The organism is Tsukamurella paurometabola, from assembly GCF_900631615.1.
In the GTDB taxonomy this organism is placed as follows: Bacteria; Actinomycetota; Actinomycetes; order Mycobacteriales; family Mycobacteriaceae; genus Tsukamurella; species Tsukamurella paurometabola_A.
The window spans coordinates 1951681-1975665 of record NZ_LR131273.1 but is presented as its reverse complement, the minus strand read 5'-3'; the positions used below and the strand labels follow the sequence as shown (position 1 = coordinate 1975665).

At 72.0% G+C, this 23985-nt stretch carries 16 protein-coding genes; 7 read left to right on the top strand and 9 right to left on the bottom strand.

The features are described 5' to 3' along the window. Positions 1-5: 5 nt before the first annotated feature. The 3 genes from ELY19_RS09865 to ssd all read right to left on the bottom strand — a co-directional run bounded on the left by ELY19_RS09865 (position 6) and on the right by ssd (position 2865). Positions 6-491, bottom strand: coding sequence for a hypothetical protein (locus tag ELY19_RS09865; protein ID WP_126196039.1), 486 nt, complete (start codon positions 489-491; stop codon positions 6-8). A gap of 179 nt (positions 492-670) precedes the next feature. Beyond that, positions 671-1768: a TadA family conjugal transfer-associated ATPase gene (locus ELY19_RS09860; protein WP_227966702.1), complete on the bottom strand. Its 1098-nt coding sequence runs from the start codon at positions 1766-1768 to the stop codon at positions 671-673. Continuing rightward, entirely contained in the window at positions 1765-2865 is a 1101-nt protein-coding gene (gene ssd / locus ELY19_RS09855; protein WP_126196038.1) for a septum site-determining protein Ssd, read from the bottom strand. The genes ELY19_RS09860 and ssd overlap by 4 nt, the downstream gene beginning before the upstream one ends. A gap of 148 nt (positions 2866-3013) precedes the next feature. Here ssd and ELY19_RS09850 point away from each other — a divergent pair, with 148 nt between their 5' ends. Further along, positions 3014-3835, top strand: coding sequence for an HAD family hydrolase (locus ELY19_RS09850; RefSeq protein WP_126196037.1), 822 nt, complete (start codon positions 3014-3016; stop codon positions 3833-3835). Positions 3836-4266: 431 nt separating this feature from the next. Here ELY19_RS09850 and ELY19_RS09845 read toward each other — a convergent pair whose 3' ends face one another. From ELY19_RS09845 to ELY19_RS09825, 5 genes are read right to left on the bottom strand one after another with little or no spacing between them, the layout of a single operon-like run. After that, on the bottom strand, positions 4267-5004 hold the full coding sequence (locus tag ELY19_RS09845; protein ID WP_126196036.1) for a Fic family protein: 738 nt from the start codon (positions 5002-5004) through the stop codon (positions 4267-4269). A gap of 39 nt (positions 5005-5043) precedes the next feature. Beyond that, a complete protein-coding gene (locus ELY19_RS09840; RefSeq protein ID WP_126196035.1) occupies positions 5044-6822 on the bottom strand; it encodes a dipeptide ABC transporter ATP-binding protein in 1779 nt (592 codons plus the stop codon). Continuing rightward, positions 6822-7772 carry an ABC transporter permease gene (locus ELY19_RS09835; RefSeq protein ID WP_126196034.1) on the bottom strand — a complete coding sequence of 317 codons (951 nt, stop codon included), beginning with the start codon at positions 7770-7772 and terminating at the stop codon, positions 6822-6824. The genes ELY19_RS09840 and ELY19_RS09835 overlap by 1 nt, the downstream gene beginning before the upstream one ends. Then, a complete protein-coding gene (locus tag ELY19_RS09830; RefSeq protein ID WP_068742362.1) occupies positions 7765-8691 on the bottom strand; it encodes an ABC transporter permease in 927 nt (308 codons plus the stop codon). The genes ELY19_RS09835 and ELY19_RS09830 overlap by 8 nt, the downstream gene beginning before the upstream one ends. A gap of 4 nt (positions 8692-8695) precedes the next feature. Further along, positions 8696-10321, bottom strand: coding sequence for a peptide ABC transporter substrate-binding protein (locus tag ELY19_RS09825; RefSeq protein ID WP_227967308.1), 1626 nt, complete (start codon positions 10319-10321; stop codon positions 8696-8698). A gap of 237 nt (positions 10322-10558) precedes the next feature. On the opposite strand from ELY19_RS09825, the gene acs reads away from it, so the two are divergent. The 4 genes from acs to ELY19_RS09805 are packed head-to-tail and all read left to right on the top strand — an operon-like array spanning position 10559 to position 15200. Then, a complete protein-coding gene (gene acs, locus ELY19_RS09820; RefSeq protein ID WP_126196033.1) occupies positions 10559-12505 on the top strand; it encodes an acetate--CoA ligase in 1947 nt (648 codons plus the stop codon). 46 nt (positions 12506-12551) lie between these two features. Beyond that, complete coding sequence (locus tag ELY19_RS09815) at positions 12552-13412, top strand: ABC transporter permease (protein WP_126196032.1); 861 nt, start codon at positions 12552-12554, stop codon at positions 13410-13412. Next, positions 13405-14244 (top strand): ABC transporter permease, encoded by an 840-nt coding sequence (locus ELY19_RS09810; protein ID WP_227966699.1) that lies wholly within the window; start codon positions 13405-13407, stop codon positions 14242-14244. The genes ELY19_RS09815 and ELY19_RS09810 overlap by 8 nt, the downstream gene beginning before the upstream one ends. Further along, positions 14241-15200 carry an ABC transporter ATP-binding protein gene (locus ELY19_RS09805; RefSeq protein ID WP_126196031.1) on the top strand — a complete coding sequence of 320 codons (960 nt, stop codon included), beginning with the start codon at positions 14241-14243 and terminating at the stop codon, positions 15198-15200. The genes ELY19_RS09810 and ELY19_RS09805 overlap by 4 nt, the downstream gene beginning before the upstream one ends. On the opposite strand, the gene ELY19_RS09800 is transcribed toward ELY19_RS09805, so the two are convergent. Continuing rightward, positions 15173-15697 carry a nuclear transport factor 2 family protein gene (locus tag ELY19_RS09800; protein WP_126196030.1) on the bottom strand — a complete coding sequence of 175 codons (525 nt, stop codon included), beginning with the start codon at positions 15695-15697 and terminating at the stop codon, positions 15173-15175. The genes ELY19_RS09805 and ELY19_RS09800 overlap by 28 nt on opposite strands. 45 nt (positions 15698-15742) lie before the next feature. Here ELY19_RS09800 and mug point away from each other — a divergent pair, with 45 nt between their 5' ends. After that, positions 15743-16321 carry a G/U mismatch-specific DNA glycosylase gene (gene mug, locus ELY19_RS09795; RefSeq protein WP_126196029.1) on the top strand — a complete coding sequence of 193 codons (579 nt, stop codon included), beginning with the start codon at positions 15743-15745 and terminating at the stop codon, positions 16319-16321. A gap of 563 nt (positions 16322-16884) precedes the next feature. Beyond that, entirely contained in the window at positions 16885-23904 is a 7020-nt protein-coding gene (locus ELY19_RS09790) for a hypothetical protein (protein ID WP_126196028.1), read from the top strand. Positions 23905-23985 lie beyond the last annotated feature (81 nt).

Here is a 23985-nt window from a genome sequence, read left to right as displayed (position 1 = left end):
AATCTTCAGGTGCCTGACCAAACCATTGTCGCGCCCGAATGCCCCGCAAGAACTACCCCGGCGATTCCACCGATGGCAACAAGAACCGACAATACCCCCAGTATGACGGTGCCTGCCCGCTCACCAAAAGCGGTGATCACCGGAACCCTCCGACCGACCCACGAATTCGAACCGGCCCACACCAACACTGCAAGAGCGAACAAGACGACGGACCAAACGAACGTGACCGTGCCCTGCGTCGAGTGGTCCTCAATCTGCGCGCGCATCGAAGCCATCGCCGGCGCCTTCTCCAACCGCTCGCCCGACTCCTTGGCCAAATAGCACCCGATCACCGCTGCCAACGCAAGCGCCGGGAGCACAACACCCGCGCGACTGCGAGCACGACCCGACCACGCACAGACGACCAGCAACAACGACGCAAGCGGTACCAGCACCACAGCTCCGTGAACGAACAAGGGATGCGCAGGAATCCTGGCAATATCAGTCAACACACCGAAAGAATGCCACCCAATCCTGGCAATCCACTGTCAACGAAGCCGAAACTCACCGGAGTGCGTGCACGAGGCTCGAGGCGAACATCCCGCACCGGGCGAGGACTCGGAAGCGTGGGAACTCCCCGACGACCACGGGTAGCGGGCGACAGCCGCACCACCCCGCCCCGTGCACCGTCTCAGGCACTACAGATAACTCTGTAGCGAACGATGCAGCGGCGGAGCATCGCACCGATCGAGACAGTCTGATACACCGTCAGTTCCGGTACAGATAAGAACGCCGCGGCCAGCTGCGCGTGCAACGCCTCTCGGCCCAGGCCGCCGAGCGCCGCGAGCGCCTCCAACCGGGCCGGCACCTCGCGCGGGGAGTTGGCGTGAACCGTGCCGGCACCGCCGTCGTGCCCCGTGTTCAACGCCGTCAGCAGGTCGACCACCTCGGCGCCGCGGACCTCGCCGACGACGATCCGGTCGGGCCGCATGCGCAGCGCCTGACGCACCAGGTCGCGCACCGTCACCTCGCCGACGCCCTCGACGTTCGCCCCGCGCGCCAACAGCGAGACGACGTGCGGGTGCACCGGATCGAGCTCGTGCGCGTCCTCGACGCACAGCACCCGCTCCGCTGGATCCACCGCGCCGAGCAGTCCGTTGAGGAGGGTCGTCTTGCCGCTGCCGGTGCCGCCGACCACGAGGAAGGCGAGCCGGGCCGCGACGACGCGCCGCACCAGGCCCGCCACCTCGTCGGGTACCGCGCCGCCCGCGACGAGCGCGTCGAGCGTCTGCGTCGCAGGCCGCAACACGCGCAGTGAGATGCAGGTCCCGCCGTGCGCGAGCGGCGGTAGCACCGCGTGCAGCCGGATCCCGCTGCCGGCGCGACCGCCCGGCCCGGCGGGCAGGTGCCCGTCCACCCACGGCTGCGCGTCGTCCAGCCGGCGACCGGCCGCCAGCGCGAGCCGCGCGGCGAGGCGGCGCACCGCATCGTCGTCCTCGAAGACCACGCCCGCGGGCTCGAGCCCCGCACCCCGGTCCACCCAGACCTTCCGCGGCCCGCAGACCAGGACGTCCGCCACGTCCGGGTCGGCGAGCAACGGCTCGAGCCGCCCCGCACCGACGAGTTCCGTCTCGAGGTAGGCGAGACCGTCCAACAGGTCGGTATCGCCGAGCACCCCGCCGCACTCGGCGCGGAGCGCGGCCGCCATCACGTCCGGCGTGAGCACTGCAGCGGTGTGGGCCAGCCGCTCTCGCACCCGGGCCAGGAGGTCGCCGTCCGGTGCAGTCATGCCGCACCCCGCCGCACACCGTCGAGGACCCGCCCCGCCGCGACCGCCAGCGGCGTGCCCCGCCGCAGCCGCAGTCCGCCGTCGTCCAGTTGGGCGGCCAGGCCCGGTTGCGGACGCATCGACGCGAGGAGCGGCGCCCCGACGGCCCGCTCGACGTCCCGCGCCGAGAGCCCACCGGGAGCCGGCCCGCGCACCACGAGTCCGATCCGCCGCGCGCGCCCGCTCATCCCGTCGACCACCGTCCGCGCCGCGGCGCACCCCCGCACCGTCGCCGCCGCCACGACGACCACGACGTCCGCGACCTCGAGGCAGGCCGACGTCGCCGGGTCGTCGCGGCGCGGCAGATCGACCACGGTGACCCCCACGCTGCGACGCCCCGCGTCGATGACGGCGAGCAGGCCCTCGACCGGGATGTCCGGCGACGGTGCTCCTGCGGTGGCGTCACGCCCGCCGGGCCCCGTACCGCCCGTGGACAGCACGGCGACGGCTCCCGCCCGTCCGGGGAGCGCCGCCACCAGGGCGTCCGACGGTACGTGTCCACCACGCAGTGCGAGATCGCCCCAGCGCAGACCGGGCATGTCGGCGCACCCGAGCAGCAGGTCGAGGCCGCCGCCCCACGGATCGGCGTCGACCGCGAGCGCGGTGATCCCGCGGCCGGGCGCGGTCACCGCGACGGCCGCCGCCAGCACGGAGGCACCCGCTCCCCCGTGCCCGCCGACGACGGCGAGGACCCGGGACCGCGCACCGTCGTCCTGTTCCCGGGCTGCGAGGAAACGGGCCAGGTCACGCACCTGTTCCGGCAGGACGAAGACCTGCGCCGCACCCACCTCGACGGCCGCCGCCAGCTCCGCCATGCCCGCCTCGGCGGCGACGATCGCGACTCCGTCGCGCCGTGGGAGGCCGCCGGCGCGGGCCGCGTCGGCCATCGCCGTCGCGGCCGCGAGGTCCAGCACGACCCCCGCGGCCGAGGCCCAGCACGCGCGCGGCCTGCCCCGATCGATGTCCGTGACCGACCGCGCGGCAGCGGCGGCGGCCCGGCGCACGTCGTCCGCCAGGGCACCGTCGGCCACCGCCATCCCGATCTCGATTCCTCGCATGGGCACAGCATCGCCCCGGCATCGGTCCGGTTCGCCCGCTCCGGCCCCGCCCTGTGGAGGAACATGTCCGATTCGAGAAACCTGTGGAGCGATCCCGGCTCGGCTCTTGCGCAGTGCGCGGCTCTGTGGCACCGGTAGGCTGGTCCGCGTGAGCCCTACCGCGCCCGACGAGGCCCCGGTGCGCCGGGTCGCCGCCTTCTTCGACCTGGACAAGACGATCATCGCGAAATCGTCCGCGCTGGCCTTCTCGCGTCCCTTCTTCGACGAGGGCCTGCTCAACCGCCGCGCGGTCCTCAAGTCCAGTTACGCCCAGTTCCTCATGATGCTCACGGCGGCCGATCACGACCAGATGGAGCGCATGCGCGACCACCTCACGCAGATGTGCGAGGGCTGGAACGTGGAACAGGTCTCGACCATCGTCCGCGAGACCCTGCACGACGTGGTCAACCCGCTGGTGTTCGCGGAGGCCTCGGAGTTGATCTCCGGGCATCACGCGCGCGGGCACGACGTGGTCATCGTCTCCGCATCGGGCGAGGAGATGGTGCGGCCGATCGCCGAGATGCTGGGCGCCGACTACTCGGTCGCCTCGAAGATGAAGGTCGAGGACGGCAAGTACGCCGGCGAGGTCGAGTTCTACTGCTACGGCGAGAACAAGGTCGTCGCGATGGAGGCGCTCGCCGCCGAGCACGGGTACGACCTGGCGCAGTGCTTCGCCTACTCGGACTCGATCACGGACGTGCCGATGCTGGCGGCGGTCGGGCACCCCACCGCGGTCAACCCCGACCGCGGCCTGCGCAAGGAGGCCGCCGACCGCGGCTGGCCGGTGGTGTCCTTCTCGAATCCCACGCCGCTGCGGGATCGGATACCCACACCGTCGCGGAATTCGGTGCTCGCCAGCGCGGGGCTCGGCGCGGTGGCGGCGACCGCCGGTATCGCGACTTACCTTGTGCTGCACCGGAAGAAGCGTTGATACCGGCCGGTAGCAACTGATCCGAGAAATTTCCGGACTACCCCTTGATGTGACGGCCCTCACAGGGTAGAAAGGAGTCACGGAGCGGCGCAAAGCCAAACCCCCACCGGAAGAGAAGGTCGAGGGTTCCTGAGCGTCAAGGCTCCCAGCACGGACACCAGGCACCCACGCGGAGCTCGCCACCTATGGCGGAAAGCGCTGTGAGCCTGCGCCACCGGGGAAAATAGTGGTCAGCACAAGATCTGCGGATAGTGGATCTCTCCACCGGATGACGCCGAGGCCGTAATACAGCCCACCCTGACGCACGCTTGGTAACCGGGATCCGTGCTAGCGAACGGCGATTCGGACCCGTTCTGAGGAAAGCACTTCGAGTGCCCCTTCCTCAGCTCAGGCCGGGTCGCCGTTGCGCATGTCCGGACTGGTCCGGGTGGTCAGCGCTCCGCGAGGGCCAACGCCTCCAGGCCGCCGGCTTCGAGCGCCTGGCAACACAGCACGACCCAGGCGACCACACCGTCGGGGTCACCCATCCCGAACGCGTCCGCCGCGTCGGCGTAGCTCGGGGCGAACTTCAGCCACGTGGTCTCCGGGATGCCGAGCGCGTGCGGATCGAGACCCGACGCCACCGTCACCAGACGCGAGGCCGCGCGCGCGACCACGCCGTCGGCGACCTCGAAGGGTCGCAGCGACAGCAACTCCCCGTGCACGATCGCCGCGAGTACCGGCGCCGGCGCCTGCGTGCCTCCGGTCACCAGCTGCGCGAGCAGGCCGAGACGCTCCCCCGCGCCGGCCCGGGGGCGGCCCAGGCGGGTGTCGTCGCCGTCGACCAGATCCGCGGCGGCCAGGGTGTGGAGACGGGCGAGGACCTGCAACGGTGCGCGCCGCCACACTCCCACGGTCGCATCCAGCAGGTCACCGTCGATCGCCTGGTACGCGCGCATCGACCCCGCGAGCACCGGGTCGTTGATGAGCTCGTCGCGGCTCAGGGCGACGGCGCCACCGTCGAGGGCCGCGGAGGCGCGGGCTCCCCGCAACGACGATTCCGTCGCGGTCGCCCGCCACTCGCGGCGGTTGGCCGGGTGACGGTGCACCTTGGCGAGCGCCTCCCGCGCGGCGGCGGCCGCCTCAGCGACGGCGGGGACGGCGACGAGCGGGCTCAGCGGGTCGGTCACGCACCCCACCCTAGCCCGCGCGCCGCGCGTCCCCGCGGATCAGCCCGCCAGCTCGATCGAACCGCCCGGGATGGCGTCGATCAGCTTGCGCGTGTAGTCGGACGACGGGTTGTCGTAGACCTGATCGGTCGGCCCCGCCTCCATCACCTTGCCGCCCGCCATCACCAGCGTCTGGTGCGCGATCTGCTTGACCACCGCCAGATCGTGCGTGATGAACAGGTAGGTCAGGCCCAGCTCCTGCTGCAGCCCCTCGAGGAGGGTGAGGATCTGCGCCTGCACGAGCACGTCGAGCGCCGAGACCGCCTCGTCGAGGACGATCACCTCCGGGTTCAACGCCAGAGCGCGCGCAATGGCGACGCGCTGCCGCTGCCCGCCCGACAACTCGTTCGGGTACCGGTGCATGGTGTCCGCCGGCAGCGCCACCATCTCGAGCAGCTCCTTCGCCCGCTCCACCCGCGAGGCCTTATCGCCGATGCCGTGCACCACGAGCGGTTCGGTGATCGCCCGGTAGATGGAGTACATCGGGTCCAGGGAACCGTAAGGGTTCTGGAAGACGGGCTGCACCCGCCGCCGGAACGCCTTCGCCTCCGCACCGCGCAGCGTGGTCACGTCGCGACCATCGAATTCGACGGTGCCGCTGGTCGGTTCGAGCAGGCCGAGCACCATGCGAGCGACCGTCGACTTGCCGGAACCCGACTCGCCGACCACCGCGGTCGTCGTGCCCCGCAGCATGGTGAAGCTGACGTCGTCGACGGCGCGGAAATCGGTGCTCTGGAAGGGCAGCGAGCCGCGGATCGGGAAGTCCTTCACCAGGTTCCGGGCGACCACGACCTCGGCCGGGCCCGTCGCGGCGGAGTCCTTGAGCTCCGCCTTGACGGTCTCCAGAGCCGCCTCCGAACCGCCGGCCTCCGACTCCATGACGTCCGTGACCGCGGCCGCCGCGGCCGGGATATCCGACCGGCGCGCCGACAGCGACGGCGCGGCGGCCACGAGCCGCTTGGTGTACTCGTGCTGCGGATCCTGCAGGATCTCCAGCGCGGGACCGGACTCCACCACGCGGCCCTTGTACATCACCACGAGGTGACTGGCGCGCTCAGCCGCCAGTCCCAGGTCGTGCGTGATGAGCAGGACCGCCGTCCCGAGGTCCGATGTGAGCGTGTCCAGGTGGTCCAGGATCTGGCGTTGCACCGTGACGTCCAGCGCCGAGGTCGGCTCGTCCGCGATCAGCAGCTTGGGCCGGCAGGCCAGGCCGATCGCGATGAGCGCACGCTGCTTCATGCCGCCGGAGAACTCGTGCGGATACTGGTTCACCCGCTTGTCGGGATCCTTCATCCCCGCCTCGGCGAGCAGCGCGACCGCCCGCTTCTTGGCGTCCCCCTCCTCGGCGTTGTTGGCCTTGAGGGTCTCCCGGATCTGATAGCCCACGCGCCACAACGGGTTCAGGTTCGTGTTCGGGTCCTGCGGGACCAGGCCGATGCCGTTGCCGCGGATCTTCTGGAAGTCCTTCTCGGAGGCCTTCGACAGGTCCTGCCCGTCGAAGACGATCTGCCCGCTCGCCACCCTGCCCGTGCCCTGCAGCAGGCCCATCACGGCCGCGGCCGTGGTGGACTTGCCCGAGCCGGACTCGCCGACGATCGCCACCGTCTGGCCCGGGTAGACCGTGAGGTTGGCGCCCCGGACCGCGGGGACAGGTTTGCCCTGCACCTCGAATTCCACGACCAGGTCGCGGATCTCGAGGAGCGGCGACGGTGACCTGCCGAGCGCCGAAGCGACCTTGTCCTTGACCTTGCTCAGGCCGTGCTTGTGCTCATCGGACATCAGCGCTTCCTCGCCTTCGGATCGAGTGCGTCGCTCAGCACGTCACCGAGCATCATGAACGTGAGCACGGTGATCGCCAGCGCGGCCGCGGGGAAGAACAGGATGGGGCTGCCCTCACGCAGACGCGGCTGCCCCGAGGCGATGTCCATGCCCCAGGAGATCGAACTCTCCGGAAGACCGATGCCGAGGTACGACAGCGTGGCCTCGGTGACGATGAACACGCCCAGCGCGACCGTGGCGACCACGATGACGGGCCCGAGGCAGTTGGGGATCACGTGGGTGAACAGCGTGCGGATCTTGGAGGCGCCCAGGGACTTCGAGGCGTCGATGAATTCCTCGTTGCGGATGGAGATGGCCGCCGACCGCGCGATGCGGGCGATCTGCGGCCAGCTGAAGATCGCGAGGACGAGTACCACCGAGTAGACGGTGCGCGAGGTGACCATCTGCATGACCACGACGGCGGCGAGCATGAGCGGGACGCCGAAGAAGACGTCCGACAGGCGCGCGATGAGCGAGTCGAGCCAGCCGCCGAAGAAGCCGGCGGTGGCGCCGAGCAGTCCGCCGATCACGACCACCGCGGCCGTGGTGAGTACCCCGACGATGACCGAGGCCCGTGCGCCGTAGACGGTCCGGGCGTAGATGTCGTGGCCCTGCATGTCGGTACCGAACCAGTGCTCGCCGCTCACCGGGAGCATGGACCGCTCCAGGGTCGCGTAGTGCGGGTCCTTGCCGAAGGCGAAGACGCTGGGGAACAGAACCACGAGCAGGATGAGCGCGAGCAGCGCGATGCAGACCCAGAACAGGGGGCGCACCTTCAACTGCAACCACGCCGTCCTCCAGAAGCCCGTGGGCTCCGCATCCTGGTCGACGGCGTCGATCGCGCCGACCACGACGTCGTCGGCCGCGGCGACGAACCGTTCCTGTCCGGGATAGGTGTGAATGTCAGGCATAGCGGATCCTCGGGTCGAGGGCGGCGTAGAGCAGGTCGACCACCACGTTGCAGATGAGATAGATGACGATGAGCACCGTCACGAAGGAGACCACGGTGGCGGCCTCGCCGCGGATGATCGCCTGGTAGATGGTGCCGCCCACGCCGGGGATGTTGAAGATGCCCTCGGTGACGAGCGCGCCGCCCATGAGGGCCCCGATGTCGGCGCCCAGGAACGTGACCACCGGGATCAGCGAGTTCCGCAGCACGTGCACCAGGACGACGCGCGAGCGCGGCAGGCCCTTGGCCGTCGCGGTCCGCACGTAGTCGGCGGTCAGGTTCTGCGAGACCTGCGATCGGGTGAGCCGCACGACGTAGGCGAAGGACACCAGGCCGAGCACGATGCCCGGCAGCAGCAGGTGGTAGAAGTCCAGGTTGCCGCCGACGGTGACCGGGAACCACTCCAGCTTGATGCCGAAGACGAACTGCGCGACGAAGCCGAGCACGAAGATCGGCACGGCGATGATGATCAGGGAGACGAACAGGATCGACGTGTCGAACAGCTTGCCCTTCTTCAGGCCGGCGATCACGCCGAAGAAGATGCCCAGGATGGTCTCGACCGCGAGTGCGATGAGCGCGAGGTTCACCGTGACCGGGAAGGCCCGCTTCATCACGTCCCACACCGGCTGCCCGGAGAACGAGGTGCCGAAGTCGAGCGAGAAGACGCCCTTGATGTAGTACCAGTACTGCACCAGGAAGGGCTGGTCGAGGTGGTACTGCGCGCGCAGGCCCTCGACGATCTCCGGCGGCAGCTTGCGGTCGCCGCCGAGCGCCGCGATCGGGTCGGCGGGCACGAGGAAGACGAGCGCGTAGATGAGCAGCGTCGCCCCGAAGAAGACGATCACGAGCTGCCCGAGGCGGCTCAGCAGATATCTCGCCATGCGCCTACTCCTTCGTCATGTTCGGGTAGTCGGGACGGCCGTTCCAGGTGAGTTCGCCGTGGACGCCCTCACCGAGCACGGCGGCCTGGATGTAGTCCCACATGGGGACGATCGGCAGGTCGCGGAGCAGGATCTCCTGCGCCCGGTTCACCAACTCGGTGGACTTGACCGGATCGAGGGTGCTCTCCGCCTGGTCGATCAGCGCGTCGAACTGCGGGTTGCTGTAGTCGCCGTCGTTCGAGCCACCGCCGGTCACGTAGTTCGGCACCAGGAAGTTCAGCTGCGTCGGGTAGTCGCCCTGCCAGCCGTTGCGGCCCGCGGCGGTGAGCGTCTTCTTGGTCAACTCGTCGCGGATCTGCTTGAACGTGGCGTAGGGCTTACCCGAGGCCTCGATACCCAGGGTGTTCTTGACCTGGTTCGTCACCGCGTCGACCCACACCTTGTGGCCGCCGTCCGAGTTGTAGGCGATCTGGAACGCGCCGGTCCACGGCTTGATCGCGTTCGCCTGGGCCCAGCGCTGCTTCGCGAGCTCCGGGTTGTACTTGACGGTCTCGTTGCCGGGCAGGTCCGCCCGCCAGCCGGGGATCGCCTGCGCGGTGAAGTCCACCGACGGGTTGCGCATGCCTCGGAAGACCTTCTCGATGATCTGCGGCCGGTTGATCGACATGGAGATCGCCTGGCGGCGCAGGCGGCCCTCCTCGTCGGGGCCGAAATGCTCGAGGAACTGCGGGATCACGAACGACTGGGTCTGTGCGGTCGGCCGGGTGATGGCGCGATCGCCGAAAGTCTTGCGGAAGGAGCCCAGCGCGCTGTCGGGCAGTTCGTCCTGCAGGTCGAGGTTCCCCGACAAGATGTCCGTGTACGCGGCGTCGTAAGACTCGTACATGATGAACGTGATGCCGCCGTTCTTCGGCTTCGCCCCCTTGTACGCCGGGTTGCGCACGACCTCCAGCTGGACGTTGTGCCGCCACTGCTTGAGCTTGTACGGGCCGTTGCCCACGGGGTTCTGGCCGAACTTCTCCTTGCCCTCAGTGAAGAAGACGTCGGGCAGCGGCGAGAACGGGTAGAAACCGAGTGCCAGCTTGAAATCGATGTTCGGGGCCGCGAGCCGAATGGAGAAGGTGTAGTCGTCGATCACCTTCAGGCCCCGCATCTCGGTGGCCGGCGAGTCCTTGCCCTTGACCTCGTCGAAGCCCTCGATCGGGGCGAAGAAGTCCTGCTGCTTCTGCAGGTTCTTCCCTGAGGCGCCGAAGTTCCAGGCGCGCACGTAGTTCGAGGCCTTGACCGGCGTGCCGTCGGTGAACGTCCAGTCCCGCTTGAGCTTGACCAGGAAGTTCTGGTTGTCAGTGGTCTCCACCGACTCGGCGTTGGCGAGTTCGGGCGTGCCGTCGGGTCGGTAGTCGTAGAGACCGTCGAAGAGCATCTCGATGACCTGGCCGCCGCCCTTCTCGTTGGTGTCACTCGGGACGAGGCCGCTCTGCGGCTCGGTCGAGTTCACCCGGACGGTCGCGTCGGGCCCCTTGGTATCGGCCGATTTCGCGCCGTCCATGCTGCACCCGGACACCGCCAGGCTCGCGGCGACCGCGGCCGCGAGGATCGCCCGCGTCGTCGACCACCGCTTACTTCGTATTCTCACTACTACCTCCGCCGGAGTTGGCCAGTTCAGTGCACAGCACTTTAAGCCCACCTCACTACTCTGTCCCGGCAATGCGCCCCGTCGACCCCGCGCCCGAGGTATCCGCCCCCGGATCGCCGCCCCGGGGACGCCCGGCGCGCACGGGGAGCAACCCCGTGCAACCCCGCTCCGGCGCGCCCCAGATTCCGGAAAGCTCTGTTCGGGTCGTGGCGGGATCCCTACGATTGACCCATGACTGATTCCGCGACAGCCGCATACCCGCCCTCCGCAGAATTCGCAGCTCAGGCCAACACGCAGGGCCGCGACCTGTACGACCGTGCCGATGCGGACCGTCTGGGCTTCTGGGCCGAGCAGGCGAACCGCCTGCACTGGGACACCCCGTTCGGCGAGGTGCTGGACTGGAGCGGGGCGCCGTTCGCCAAGTGGTTCGTGGGTGGCAAGCTCAACGTCGCGTACAACTGCGTCGATCGCCACGTGGACGCCGGCAACGGTGACCGGGTCGCGATCCACTGGATCGGTGAGCCCGGCGACAGCCGCGACCTCACCTACAACGATCTCAAGGACGAGGTCAGCCGCGCGGCCAACTACCTGAGCTCCCTGGGCCTGCAGGCCGGCGACCGCGTCGCCATCTACATGCCGATGGTGCCCGAGGCCATCGTCGCGATGCTCGCGTGCGCCCGGCTGGGCCTGACCCACTCCGTGGTGTTCGGCGGCTTCTCCGCCGCGGCCCTGCGCTCGCGCGTGGACGACGCCGAGGCCAAGGTCGTCATCACCACCGACGGGCAGTTCCGCCGTGGCAAGCCGGCACCGCTCAAGGCGAACGTCGACGAGGCGCTCGACATGGACGTCGACGGTAAGAAGGCGGAGTCGGTCGAGAAGGTCATCGTCGTCCAGCGCTGCAAGAACGACATCGACTGGCACGACCGCGACGTCTGGTGGCACGAGTCGGTGGGTGCCGCATCGCCCGCGCACACCCCCGAGCCCTTCGACGCCGAGCACCCCCTCTTCCTGCTGTACACGTCCGGCACCACCGGCAAGCCGAAGGGCATCGTGCACAGCTCCGGTGGCTACCTCACGCAGGCGGCGTACACGCACTACTACCTCTTCGACCTCAAGCCCGAGAAGGACGTGTACTGGTGCACGGCCGACATCGGCTGGGTCACCGGGCACACCTACATCGTCTACGGCCCGCTGGCCAACGGAGCCACGCAGATCGTCTACGAGGGCACGCCGAACTCGCCCAACGAGCACCGCCACTTCGAGGTCATCGAGAAGTACGGCGTCTCGATCTACTACATCGCGCCCACCCTGGTGCGCACCTTCATGAAGTGGGGCCGCGAGATTCCGGACGCGCACGACCTGAGCTCGATCCGCGTGCTCGGCTCCGTGGGTGAGCCCATCAACCCCGAGGCCTGGCGCTGGTACCGCGACGTCATCGGCGGCGGTTCCGCCCCGATCGTCGACACCTGGTGGCAGACCGAGACCGGCGCCGCGATGGTCGCCCCGCTCCCCGGCACCACCTCGCTCAAGCCCGGCTCGGCGATGGAGCCCGTGCCCGGCATCAGCGCGAACATCGTCGACGACGACGGGAACAGCCTGCCCCGCGGCGAATCCGGCCTGCTCGTGCTCGACAAGCCGTGGCCGGCGATGCTGCGCGGCATCTGGGGCGACCCGGAGCGCTTCGTGGACACGTACTGGTCGCGCTACGCCGATCAGGGCTGGTACTTCGCGGGCGACGGTGCGCGGTACGACGAGGACGGTGCCCTCTGGGTGCTGGGCCGCGTCGACGACGTCATGAACATCTCGGGCCACCGCATCTCGACCGCCGAGGTCGAGTCGGCGCTCGTCGGGCACCCGGCGGTCGCCGAGGCGGCCGTCGTGGGGGCCTCCGACACCACCACCGGCCAGGCCATCGCGGCGTTCGTGATCCTGCGGCAGGGCGTCGACGACTCCGATCCCGACAAGCTCGTCGCCGAGATGACGGCGCAGGTCTCGAAGGACATCTCGCCGATCGCCAAGCCCCGCGAGATCAACATCGTGCCCGAGCTGCCGAAGACGCGCTCCGGCAAGATCATGCGCCGCCTGCTCCGCGACGTCGCCGAGGGCCGGGAGTTGGGCGACACGTCCACGCTGGTGGATCCGACGGTGTTCGAGAACATCCGCAAGCAGCGGAGCTGAGAAACTCCTCGCGTCCCGCGAACGAGGGCGGTAACGTCCGGTAGCTGTGTCGTCGCAAACCGCGGCCGCAGTTCCCGGGCGTGCCGCCCTCCTCGCTGTCCGAACCGCCCTCCGGCCGTACGTCCGCCTGACGGTGGCCGGCTTCCGCCAACAGTCGACCTATCTCGGTGCGGCGGCGGCGGGCGTGTTCACCAACGCCGTCTTCGGATTCATCAAGATGGCCATCCTGCTCGCCACGCTCGCGGGCGCGGGCGGGGTCGCCGGCGGGTACACGCCCGAACTCATGGTCAGCTACATCTTCCTCTCGCAGGGGATGCTGACGGCGATCGGCGCCTTCGGCGGCGACGGGGCCCTCGCCGAGCGGATCCGCACCGGCGATATCGCAGTCGACTTCCTGCGGCCCGTGAACGTCCAGTTCGCAACGCTGGCAACGGTGCTCGGCGGCGCGGTGTACTCACTGATCCCGCGGGCAGTGCCGCTCGCGGCCATCGGCGCGGCGACGTCGATGATGGCGTGGGCCGGCGAGCCCGTCGCGTACCCGCTCGCGCTGGTGAGCGTCCTGCTGTCGATCGTGCTGGCGCAGGCGCTGCTCTACTGCGTCCAGGTCCTCGGCTTCTGGGTCGTGGACACCCGCGGCATCCAGATGTTCTACGTGGTGGCGGGCACCTTCCTCATGGGCATGTTCGTGCCGGTCGGCCTGTTCCCCGGGTGGCTCGCCCGGGCCGCGGAGTTCACCCCGTTCGCGTGGATCCTCATGCCGCCCTGCGACATCCTCTCCGGCCGGATCGACGCCGCTGCGGGTGCGACCGCCGTCGCGGCCCAGGCGGCGTGGACGGCGGCGGTGCTCGTAGTGGGCGCCCTGCTCACCGCGGCGGGGCGACGGCGCCTGGAGGTGCAGGGTGGCTGACACCGCCTCCGACATCGCCTCCACCGCGCGGCCGGGGCCGCTCGCCCCGTACCGCGCGGTACTGACGTCGCGCGTCCAGGCGCAGGTGAGCTACCACGCGTCGCTCGCGATGGATCTGGTCGCGGCGATGCTCCTGGGCCTCGTCGAGCTCGCCGAGGTCTGGCTGTTGTTCCACAATGCGAAGGTCATCGGCGGCCTCACGTTCTCGGCGGTGCTGCTGGTCTTCGCGCTGGCCGACCTCTCGTTCTGCACGGCCGACATCCTGTTCGGGCACCTCGACAAGCTGCCCCGGTACGTACGAGCCGGCACGATCGACGTCTTCTACCTCCGGCCGCAACCGATCCTGTTGCAGCTCATGACCAGCGACATCCGCATCCACCGCCTGACCCGGCCCGCCGTCAGCATCTTCGCGCTCGGCTACGCGCTCACGCACAACGCGATCACCTGGGGGCCCGGCACCGTCGGGATGCTCGTCCTGGCGCTGGTCTGCGGCCCGATCATCTACTCGGCCGTCTTCGTGATCGCCGCGGGTCTGCAGTTCGTACTCGTGAACGGTGCCGAGTTCACCAGCTCGTTCGTCTACGGCGGCCGGTACGCGGCCTCGCAACCCGCGTCGGTATGGCCGGGAGCGATCAAGGTGACCTTCGGCTTCGTCCTCCCACTCGCCTTCACCGGATACCTTCCCGCCCTGTACATCCTGGGCCTGCCCGGCGACGGGATCTTCCAGCCCGCAGTGGCGTGGGCACTGCCGCTCGCGACGGCGTGGGTGGTGCTCCTGGCGGGGGCGACCTGGCGCTGGGGACTGCGGCACTACCGGGGAGCGGGCGGATGACCGAGCACATCGTCGAAACGCGCGGCCTGACGCGAACCTTCGTCAAGCGGGGCTGGAACGGGCGTGCCAAGACCGTCACGACCGCCGTCGACCACCTGGATCTGAGAATCGCGCCGGGCGAATCCGTCGGTTACATCGGCGCGAACGGGGCGGGCAAGTCCACCACGATCAAGATGCTCATGGGCATCCTGGTGCCCACGTCGGGGACGGTGCGCACCGTCGGGCTCGATCCGCTGGCCCGGCGCCGCGACGTGGCCCGGAAGGTGGGCGTCGTCTTCGGGCAACGGTCGCAGCTGTGGTGGGACCTCCCCACCGGCAGGTCGCTGGAGATCCTGGCCGCCGTGCACCGCCTTCCCGACGCCGTCGCGCGGGAGCGCGCGGGGCGGCTCGTGGAGCAGCTCGAACTGGGCGATTACCTCGACCGGCCGGTGCGCCAGCTGAGCCTCGGCGAGCGGATGCGCGCCGAGGTCGCCGCGTCGCTGATGCATTCACCGGAGCTGTTGATCCTCGACGAGCCCACCATCGGCCTCGACGTGCTCAGCAAGCAGCGCCTACGCGAGTTCCTCATCGCCGAGCGCGCCGAGCGCGGACTCACGCTGCTCCTCACGACGCACGACATGGGTGACGTGGAACGGCTCTGCGAGCGCATCCTGGTCGTGGACCACGGACGCACCGCCTTCGACGGCACGCTCGACGCACTGGTCGGCACCGTCGGCGCCGCTCGGGTCCTCGTGCTCGACCTGGACCGCCCCACGCCCGACCTCGAGGTCGACGGTGCGCGGCACCTCGCCAGTGAGGGCGGGGGCCTGCGCCAGCGACTGGAGCTGGACGCACCGCTCCCGCGGGTACTCGCCGCGGTCGCCGAGCGGGCGACGGTGCGCGACCTCACCGTCGAGGAGCCCGACATCGAGGATGTGGTGCGGCGACTCTACGAGCGGTCGCGGCCCAGCACCTGAGCGCGCAGGGCGTCCACTGGATCGGCCCCGCCGCGCGCGGGCGGCGGCCCGGCCTCGGGCACGCCGAGCGGGCCGGTCAGGTCCTTCTCCCACCGCGTCCAGTCGGTCACCGCCCAGCGCTCGGCGATCGCCCACCGGCCGGCACGGCGTTCGAACCGGTCCACGTACCGCAGGCCCAGGGTGAGGTACGCCTGGAGTTCCGCGCCCGGGGCGGACCAGTGCGTCGCGGTGCAGTAGGTCTCGACGACGGCGACGTCGCCGGCCGTCTCGCAGAGGTGGTTGCCGACCTGATGATGCGTCCCCCCGAGCGACTCCAGCTGTCCGCGCACCCAGGGCACGTACTCCTCGACGGGCCCCTCGAAACCGGTGTGGTGATCGACGGCTCCGGGGTGGTAGCAGGCCCGGACGGCGTCGAGGTCGAGGCGGTCGATGCCGCGGCAGTACCGCAGCACCACGTCGTGGATCGCCGCGCGGGCGAGCAGCTCGTCGGCGGTCATGCCCCTCAGTGGACCACGCATGGGGTGAGCGGGTAGGCAGTATCCATGGGTTTCACCCGCGAGCAGCTGCTCGCCTACTCGGACACGACGGTGCCTGATCTCCTCGGCCCGGACTGCCGGCTGCTGTTCGCGGGCATCAACCCGGGCCTGTGGACGGCGGCGACGGGTGCGCACTTCGCCCGGCCCGGTAACCGCTTCTACCCCGCGCTGTACGAGGCCGGGATCGTGGACCACGTCATCGATGCGACGGACGGGATGTCGTTCGCGGACCGGAACGCGCTGGTCGACGCGGGTGTCGGCATCACCAATGTCGCGCCGCGCGCCACGGCGAAGGCGAGCGAACTCAGCACCGACGAGCTCCGGGAGGGCGGCGAGGCCCTCGTGGAGCGGGTGCTGCGGGTCGCGCCGCGGGTTCTCGCGGTGCTGGGGATCACCGCCTACCGCACGGCCTTCCACGAGCCGAAGGCGGTGCCGGGCCCGCAGGACCGGATCATCGGGGAGACGCGGGTGTGGGTTCTGCCCAACCCGAGTGGGCTCAATGCGCATGAGACGGTGGCCAGTCTCGCCGCGGCGTACCGGGAGGCCGCGGTAGCAGCAGGAGTCGCGCGGCTGAACAGTCGGTGAATAACAACCTGACGCTAACGAACAAACCCTGGATTTCGAGTCGGTTCATCGATAGTGTTTTCGATTTTACAGACTCTTGGTTTGACGTTTCAAAAACACTGTGAAGATTCTGCGTGATTGATTGCAAATTGTGGACGCTGAACCTTTGATGCATCCACGATGAATTGGCGCTGCACCACCACGTCGGCGCTCCTCCCTCTTTCGCAAGGACAGAACTCCACATGTCGATCGCACGCGCCGCAGCCGCAACCACCACCGTCGTCGGGCTGGTGACCTCCGGTTCCCTGGGGACCGCCAACGCCCAGGACACCACCCCGGCAGGCGCCTCGGCGCGCGACGTGTCGGCCGCCTCCATCAACAACGCACGTTGGTCAAGCGCTCCGTTCTCCGTTGCGGTGCCATCGGGAGCCGGGATCGGTCGTGCAGCCGCAACGACGGCGGGTGCACCCGCGACGCCGTGCTACCCCACCCGCCTCGTGTAGCTGGGCCTGCGGGGCGCGAACACGCCGCTGGACCTCAGCTGTGGGTTCGCCATCGGGGGGATCAACAGCAACGGCGCCTACGTGATCGCCAATGCCGCCGACTTCGGGTGGATCGGGGCCGGCCCGTGGGTCGGCGTCGGGGCACCGAAGGGCGGGCCCGGTGTCGGTTTCGGTGGCGGGATCGGATTCGGTCCCGGACTCGGCTTCGGTACGGGCGTCGGCTTCGGCGCCGGGCTGGGTGACGGGTTCGGCTTCGGCACCGGCGCCGGGCTGGGTGCCGGCTTCAACTCCGGCTACGGGTTCACCCCCGGCGTGCGGTTCGGCCTCACGCCCGGCTACGGGCCCGCGTACCCCTTCGGCGTCGGCACCGGCGTGAGCCTGGGGCTCGCCCCGGGCGTCGGGTTCGGCTTCGGTGCCGGCGCGGGCATCGGTGAGGGCCCCAACGGCAGCCTGCGGTTCACCGCCGGGATCGGCTTCGGGATCGGCCTCGGGCCGGGGATCGGCTTCGGTTTCGGGATCGGTGGCTACTTCGATCTGCAGTCCCCGCTGGGGATTCCCGGTATCGACTACGCGGCCCGGGCGCGGGCCAGCGCCCTGGGCGCGCGGATCGCCGCCGAGTGGGCCGCGGAGGAGGCGGCGCGCGCTCGGCGCGCGGTCGACGAGGCGCGCACCACGCAGGGCACGACCGCTGCGGAGGCGGTGAAGGCGGCTGAGCGGCTCGCCGCCGCCAACGCCGCCGCCGACCAGGCCGCCAAGGCCGCGGAGAAGGCAGCCGCCGACAAGGCCGCCGCCGACAAGACCGCAGCGGAGAACACCACCGCCGCCCAGGCCGCAGCCGACCGCCTCGCCGCAGCACAGCAGACCCAGAACCAGGCCACCGACGCCGCCGCCAAGGCCGCCGCCGACAAGGCCGCAGCGGACAAGACCGCCGCCGACGCCACCAAGGCCGCCGAACAGGCCGCCGCCGACAAGGCCGCAGCGGACAAGACCGCCGCCGACGCCACCAAGGCCGCCGAACAGGCCGCCGCGGAGAAGGCCGCAGCGGACGCCGCCGCCGCACAGCGCGAGGCCGAGCGCCGCGCCGCCACCGAACAGGCCGCCACCGACAAGACGGCAGCAGACAAGGCCGCCGCCGAACAGGCCGCCGCGACCGCCGCCGCCGACAAGGCCACCGCCGACGCCACCGCCGCCGCCGACAAGGCCACCGCCGCCGCCGAGAAGGCAGCCGCCGACAAGGCCACCGCCGCCGACTCCGCCGCAGCCCAGACCGCCGCCGAGAACGCCGCCGCCACCGCGACGACCACCGCGACCGCAGCCGCGGACAAGGCCAAGGCCGCCGCCGAGAAGGCAGCCGCCGACAAGGCCACCGCCGCCGACTCCGCCGCAGCCCAGACCGCCGCCGAGCAGGCCGCGGCCGACGCCGCCCAGACCGCGGCCGACAAGCAGGCCGCCCAGCAGGCCGCCGACAAGACCGCCGCCGACACCCGCGCCGCCGCCGAGAAGTCCGCCGCAGCCCAGACCGCCGCCGAACAGGCCGCCACCGACGCCGCCCGGACCGCCGCCGACAAGCAGGCCGCCCAGCAGGCCGCCGACAAGACCGCCGCCGACACCCGCGCCGCCGCCGACCGCGCAGCCGCCACCAAGGACGCCACCGCGCAGGCCCTCGACGCCGCCACCACCGACGCAGCGAACAAGAACACCGCAGCCCAGCAGGCCACCGACAAGGCCACCGCAGCCACCACCGCCGCCCAGCAGGCCGCCGACGCCAAGACCACAGCCGACCGGGCCGCAGCCGACGCCAAGACCGCAGCCGACCAGGCCGCCGCCGCAGCGACCACCGCCACCGAAACGGCCACCGCCACCGCAGCAGCCGCAGCCAAGGCCGCCGCCGACAAGACCACCGCCGACAACGCCAAGACCGCAGCCGACAAGGACCTCGCCGACAAGACCACCGCCGCCGAAACCGCCGCCGCCAACGCCACCGCAGCACAAGCCGCACACCAACAGGCCACCGCAGCCGCCGAACAAGCCACCCGAGACCAAGCCGCCGCCGACCAAGCCGCCGCCGACCAAGCCACCGCAGCACGCACCGCCACCGACAGCGCCGCCGCGGCGAAGGCGACAGCGGACAAGGCTTCCGAGGCGCAGCAGAGTGCGGTCCAGTCCGCCGTCGACGCCGAGAAGGCCGCGCAGGCGGCCGCCGCCGCGAAGCAGGCCGCGACCGAGAAGGCCGCCGCCGACCAGGCGACCGCCGATCGCTCGGCGGCCGATGCCGAGAGTGCACGCACGACGGCCGAGGGGGCCGCCCAGGCGGCGGCCGACCGGGCCGCCGCGGCGACGTCGGCGGCGGAGCGCACGGCCGCCGCGAACGCGGCGCTGCAGAAGTCGCGGGAGGCCCAGGCGGCCGCCGATGCCACCGCCGCACAGGCCGCCGCGACGAGCTCCGAGCGGGCCGCGGCGGCGGAGAAGGCCGCCGCGGAGGCGGCCGCGAAGACGGCCGAGTCCGACGCCGCGGCGGCCGCGAAGGCCGCTGCGGATGCCGCGGCGGCCGATGCGTCGCGCACCGCTGCGGACAGGTCTGCCGCCGCGGCCACCGCAGCCGACCGGGCCGCTGCGACCGCGTCCACCGCAGCCGAGTCCGAGCAGGCGCAGCAGGCCGCCGATCGCGACCGGGAGGCCGCGGACCGGGCCGCCGCCGACAAGGCGGCCGCCGACAAGGCCGCAGCGGAGCGCGCTGCCGCCGCGACCGCCGCGGCAGCGGCCGCCGGTGAGGCGAGGACGGCCGCCGAGGCGGCGCAGGCCGACGCCGAGAAGAACGCCGCGGACAAGGCGGCCGCCGCCAGGGCCGCTGCGGAGGCCGCCGCTGCCGCCGAGGAGGCCGCACGACGGTCGGCGGCCGCCGGCACCACCGCTCAGCAGGCCGCCGACGCTGCGGCGTCGACTCAGCGCGACGCGGACGCGGCGGCTGCCGCGGCGACGTCGACGGCGGACGCGGCCAAGGCCGCCGCAGACAAGGCCGCCGCCGATAAGGCCGCGGCCGATCGCGCCGCCGCCGAGACGACCGCCGCGCGTACCGCAGCCGACCAGGCCGCGAAGGCGGCCGCCGACAAGGCTGCGGCCGACAAGGTGGCGGCCGATCGGGCGGCGACCGAGAGCGCCCGGGCGCAGGCGACGTACACGGCCGCCGTCAAGGCCGAGGAGGACGCGGCGACCGCGACCCTCGCCGCCGCGGACAAGGCCGCCGCCAGCCGCGCTGCGGCGAACGCCGCGAAGACACAGGCCGACGCGCAGCGTGCGGCCCAGGCCAGCGCGGCCGCACTGCAGACCGCGAGGACTCAGGCTGCGGCGGCCGCCACCAGCACGCAGCAGGCGCAAGCGGCGGCGACCAAGGCCGCCGCCGACGTCACCGCCGCGGAGAGCGCGGTTGCCGCGGCGCAGCGGGAGTACGACGCCAACCGGGGGCTGATCGGCGGGCTGCTCGAGTGGTTGTTCCGCGACAAGGAGCGCGCGCTCAACGCCGCCAAGCAGGATCTCGCCGCGAAGCAGGCGACCAGCCGCACCGCGCAGGACGCGCTGCGCACCGCGCAGGCGACGCAGAACGCCGCCGACACCGCGGTCACCTCGGCCGCCACGCGGGACACGGCCGCGCAGACCGCGCTCGCGACGGCGAACACCTCCAAGCAGACCGCGGATGCCGCGCTGAAGACCGCGACCGATCGGGCGGCCACCACGCAGCAGACCGCCACCGCCTCGGCCAATGCCGTGGGCGTGCTGGACTACGACAACACCGCTGTCCTCGCCGCGAAGGACAAGGCGGCGGCGGCGAAGGCCGTTGCCGACAAGTCGGCAGCCGCAGCCGCCGCGAACCCGAACGACGCCACCGCCGCCGCCAAGGCCGCGGCCGACAAGGCGGCAGCCGACAAGGCCGCCGCCGATGCGGTCGCCCTGGAGCGGCAGACGGTGACCGCCGCCGCAGCCGCGCAGAAGGCCGCCGCCGAGAAGCAGGCCGCGGACGCCAAGGCCACCCAGGAGGCCTCGGCCGCGGCGAAGACCGCCGCCGACAAGGCAGCGGCTGACGCCGCGAAGGCGCAGCAGGACGCTGCCGCGGCCGCGGCGACCGCGGCCCAGGAGGCCGCGGCCGCGAAGGCCGTCGCCGACGCCGCGGGAGCAGCCAAGGCCGCAGCTGACAAGGCGGCCGCGGATGCCGCTACGGCTCGGGCGAACGCCGATGCCGCGGCGAAGACCGCCGCCGACCAGGCGGCCTCCGACCAGGCGGCTGCCGAGGCGGCCCGCCGGGCGGCCGACCAGGCGGCGGCCGATGCCGCTGCCGCGCAGCAGAAGGCCGATGACGCGGCTGCGAAGACCGCCGACGCGACCGCCGCCGACACGGCGGCCGCCGAGGCCGCCAAGGCCGCCACCGCTGAGGCCCAGCGCGCTGCCGCGGAGAGGACCGCGGCGGATCGGGTCGCCGCGGACACCGCTGCGATCGCGAAGGCTTCGGCCGACAAGGCGGCAGCGGACAGGACGGCCGCCGAGAACGCTGCGGCCGCGCTCGCCGCCGCGAACCAGGCCGCGGCCGACGCGGCGGCGGCGAAGACCGCAGCGGACGCCACGGCGCAGGACACCGCGACGAAGGCGGCCGACGCCCGGGCCGCGGCCGAGAAGGCGACCGCGGACAAGGACGCGGCGGATCGTGCCGCGACCGATGCGGCGGCCGCGCAGCGCGCCGCCGACGCCTCCGCGAAGGCCGCCGCCGACAAGGTGGCAGCGGACACCGCGGCCGCTGACCGCGCCGCCACGGAGCAGACCGCCGCGGAGAGCGCCGCCCGCGCGGCCTCCGATGCTGCCGACGACGCCGCCGAGGCCAGTGCGGCCGCGGCCGCGAAGGCCGCCGCCGACAGGGCCGCAGCCGACAAAGCCGCCACCGACAAAGCCACCGCCGACAAGACCGCCGCCGACACCGCAGCAGCGGCCAAGGCCGCCGTCGAGCAGGCAGCCGCAGCGACGACGGCCGCCGACGCCGCCAAGGCCGCAGCCGACAAGGCAGAGGCCGAGGCAGCCAAGGCCCGCCAGGACGCGGCCGACGCCGCCGGCAACGCCGACGCGGTAGCCGCCGCGCAGAAGGTCGCCGCCGAGAAGGCGGCCGCCGCCAAGACCGCAGCCGACCAGGCAGCCGCCGCCAAGACCGCAGCCGACCAGGCACGCTCGGACGCCGCCGCCGCGCAGCAGCAGGCCGGCGAAGCCGCGCAGGCCGCCGCCGACAAGGCCGCAGCCGACCAGGCGACAGCGGACAAGGCCGCCGCCGACAAGGCCGCAGCCGACAAGGCCGCCGCCGACGCGGCGCAGCGGGCGGCCGACCAGGCAGCCGCCGCCAAGACCGCAGCCGACCAGGCAGCCGCCGCCAAGGCCGCAGCCGACCAGGCCACCGCCGACCAGGCCGCGGCACAGCAGTCCGCCGCCGACGCCGCCAAGACCCTCAGCGACGCCACGGCAGCCGACCGGGCAGCCGCCGACGCCGCAAAGACCACCGCCGACCAGGCGGCAGCGGCCAAGGCAACAGCGGACAAGGCCGCCGCCGACCGCGCAGCAGCCGACAAGACCGCCGCCGACACCGCGGCCGCCGCCAAGACCGCAGCCGACCAGGCAGCCGCGGACAAGACCGCCGCCGACACCGCCAGGACCGCCGCCGACACCGCAGCGACCGAACGCGCCGACGCCGACAAGAAGGCCGCCGACACCGCAGCCGCCGCCACGGCAGCAGCCGCCCAGGCCGCCGCCGATCAGCAGCGCGCCAACGACTCCGCACAGGCCCAGGCCACCGCGGACAAGTCCGCAGCCGACGCCGCCGCCGCACAGCAGCAGGCCACCGACGCCGCCACCGCAGCAGCCGCCAAGGCCGCAGCCGACAAGTCCGCAGCCGAGGCATCCGCACAGGCCCAGGCCACCGCCGACAAGTCCGCAGCCGACGCCGCCGCCGCACAGCAGCAGGCCACCGACGCCGCCACCGCGGCCACCGACAAGGCCACCGCCGCACAACAGGCCGCCGACGCCTCCGCCGCAGCAGCCGAGAAGGCCACCGCAGCCAAGGAAACCGCCGACAAGACCGCAGCCGACAAGACCGCCGCGGCCGAGAAGGCCACCGCCGCCAAGGAAACCGCCGACGCCCGCCAGGCCACCGCCGCCGACAAGGCAGCCGCCGCCACCACCGCAGCCGACCAGGCCACCGCCGCCAAGGCCGCAGCCGACCAAGCCGCAGCCGCCACCGCAGCCGCAGCCAAGGCCGCCACCGACGCCACCACCGCAGCACAAGCCGCAGCCGACCAGGCCAACGCCGCCAAGGCCACCGCCGACAAGGCAGCAGCCGACAAGACCGCCATCGACAAAGCCATGACCGACCAAGCCGCAGCCGCCCAAGCCGCAGCCGACAAAGCCGCCACCGACAAAGCCACCGCCGACAAGACCGCCGCCGAGGCGGGTTCGCGCGACCTGAGCTCTGCCGAGGCGAAGGCCCGGGAGGCCGCGGCGCGCGCCGCGGAGGCGAAGGTCGCCGCCGACAAGGCCGCGGCCGAGGCCGCACGGAACCCGGTGGATCGCAGTGCTGCAGAGCGTGCGGCCGCCGATAAGGTCGCCGCCGAGCAGGCCGCCGCCGGCTCCAGCGGTGCGACCGCTGCCCCGGCACCGTCGGCCGGCACGTCGGCCGGCTCGGGCACGGCCGGCTCGGGCACGGCCGGCTCGGGCACGGCCGGCTCGGGCACGGCCGGCTCGGGCACGAGCTCGTCCGGGACGGGCGGCACGGCGTCGAGCGGCTCCGGTTCGAGCGGCTCCGGCTCGAGCGCCTCGGGCGACGCGGGTGCGAGCAGCGCCCCGTCGACGGGTTCCGCGTCGAACGGCTCGGGCGCGACGGGCTCCGGCTCGAGCAGCTCCGGCTCGAGCGCCTCGGGCTCGACCGGCTCCGGCAGCACCTCGGGTTCGACCGATTCGGGTTCGACCGGTTCGGGTTCGAGCACGTCGGGCGACGCGGGATCGAGCAGCGCCGGCGCCACCGGCTCCGACTCGAGCGGATCGTCGTCCGACTCCGGCTCGCTGGTCGGCGCGGGCTGATCCCCCACCGCCACGACGGTGCCGACCGATCCGGTCGGCACCGTCGTGCGTTCCGGCCCGAATCCGCCGAGAGGTCGCCGG

Coding starts and splice junctions, on each gene's coding strand:
- ELY19_RS09860 (WP_227966702.1), bottom strand. CDS start 1,768: ATGACTGCACCGGACGGCGACCTCCTGGCCCGGGTGCGAGAGCGGCTG.
- ssd (WP_126196038.1), bottom strand. CDS start 2,865: ATGCGAGGAATCGAGATCGGGATGGCGGTGGCCGACGGTGCCCTGGCG.
- ELY19_RS09840 (WP_126196035.1), bottom strand. CDS start 6,822: ATGTCCGATGAGCACAAGCACGGCCTGAGCAAGGTCAAGGACAAGGTC.
- ELY19_RS09835 (WP_126196034.1), bottom strand. CDS start 7,772: ATGCCTGACATTCACACCTATCCCGGACAGGAACGGTTCGTCGCCGCG.
- ELY19_RS09830 (WP_068742362.1), bottom strand. CDS start 8,691: ATGGCGAGATATCTGCTGAGCCGCCTCGGGCAGCTCGTGATCGTCTTC.
- acs (WP_126196033.1), top strand. CDS start 10,559: ATGACTGATTCCGCGACAGCCGCATACCCGCCCTCCGCAGAATTCGCA.
- ELY19_RS09805 (WP_126196031.1), top strand. CDS start 14,241: ATGACCGAGCACATCGTCGAAACGCGCGGCCTGACGCGAACCTTCGTC.
- ELY19_RS09800 (WP_126196030.1), bottom strand. CDS start 15,697: ATGACCGCCGACGAGCTGCTCGCCCGCGCGGCGATCCACGACGTGGTG.
- mug (WP_126196029.1), top strand. CDS start 15,743: ATGGGTTTCACCCGCGAGCAGCTGCTCGCCTACTCGGACACGACGGTG.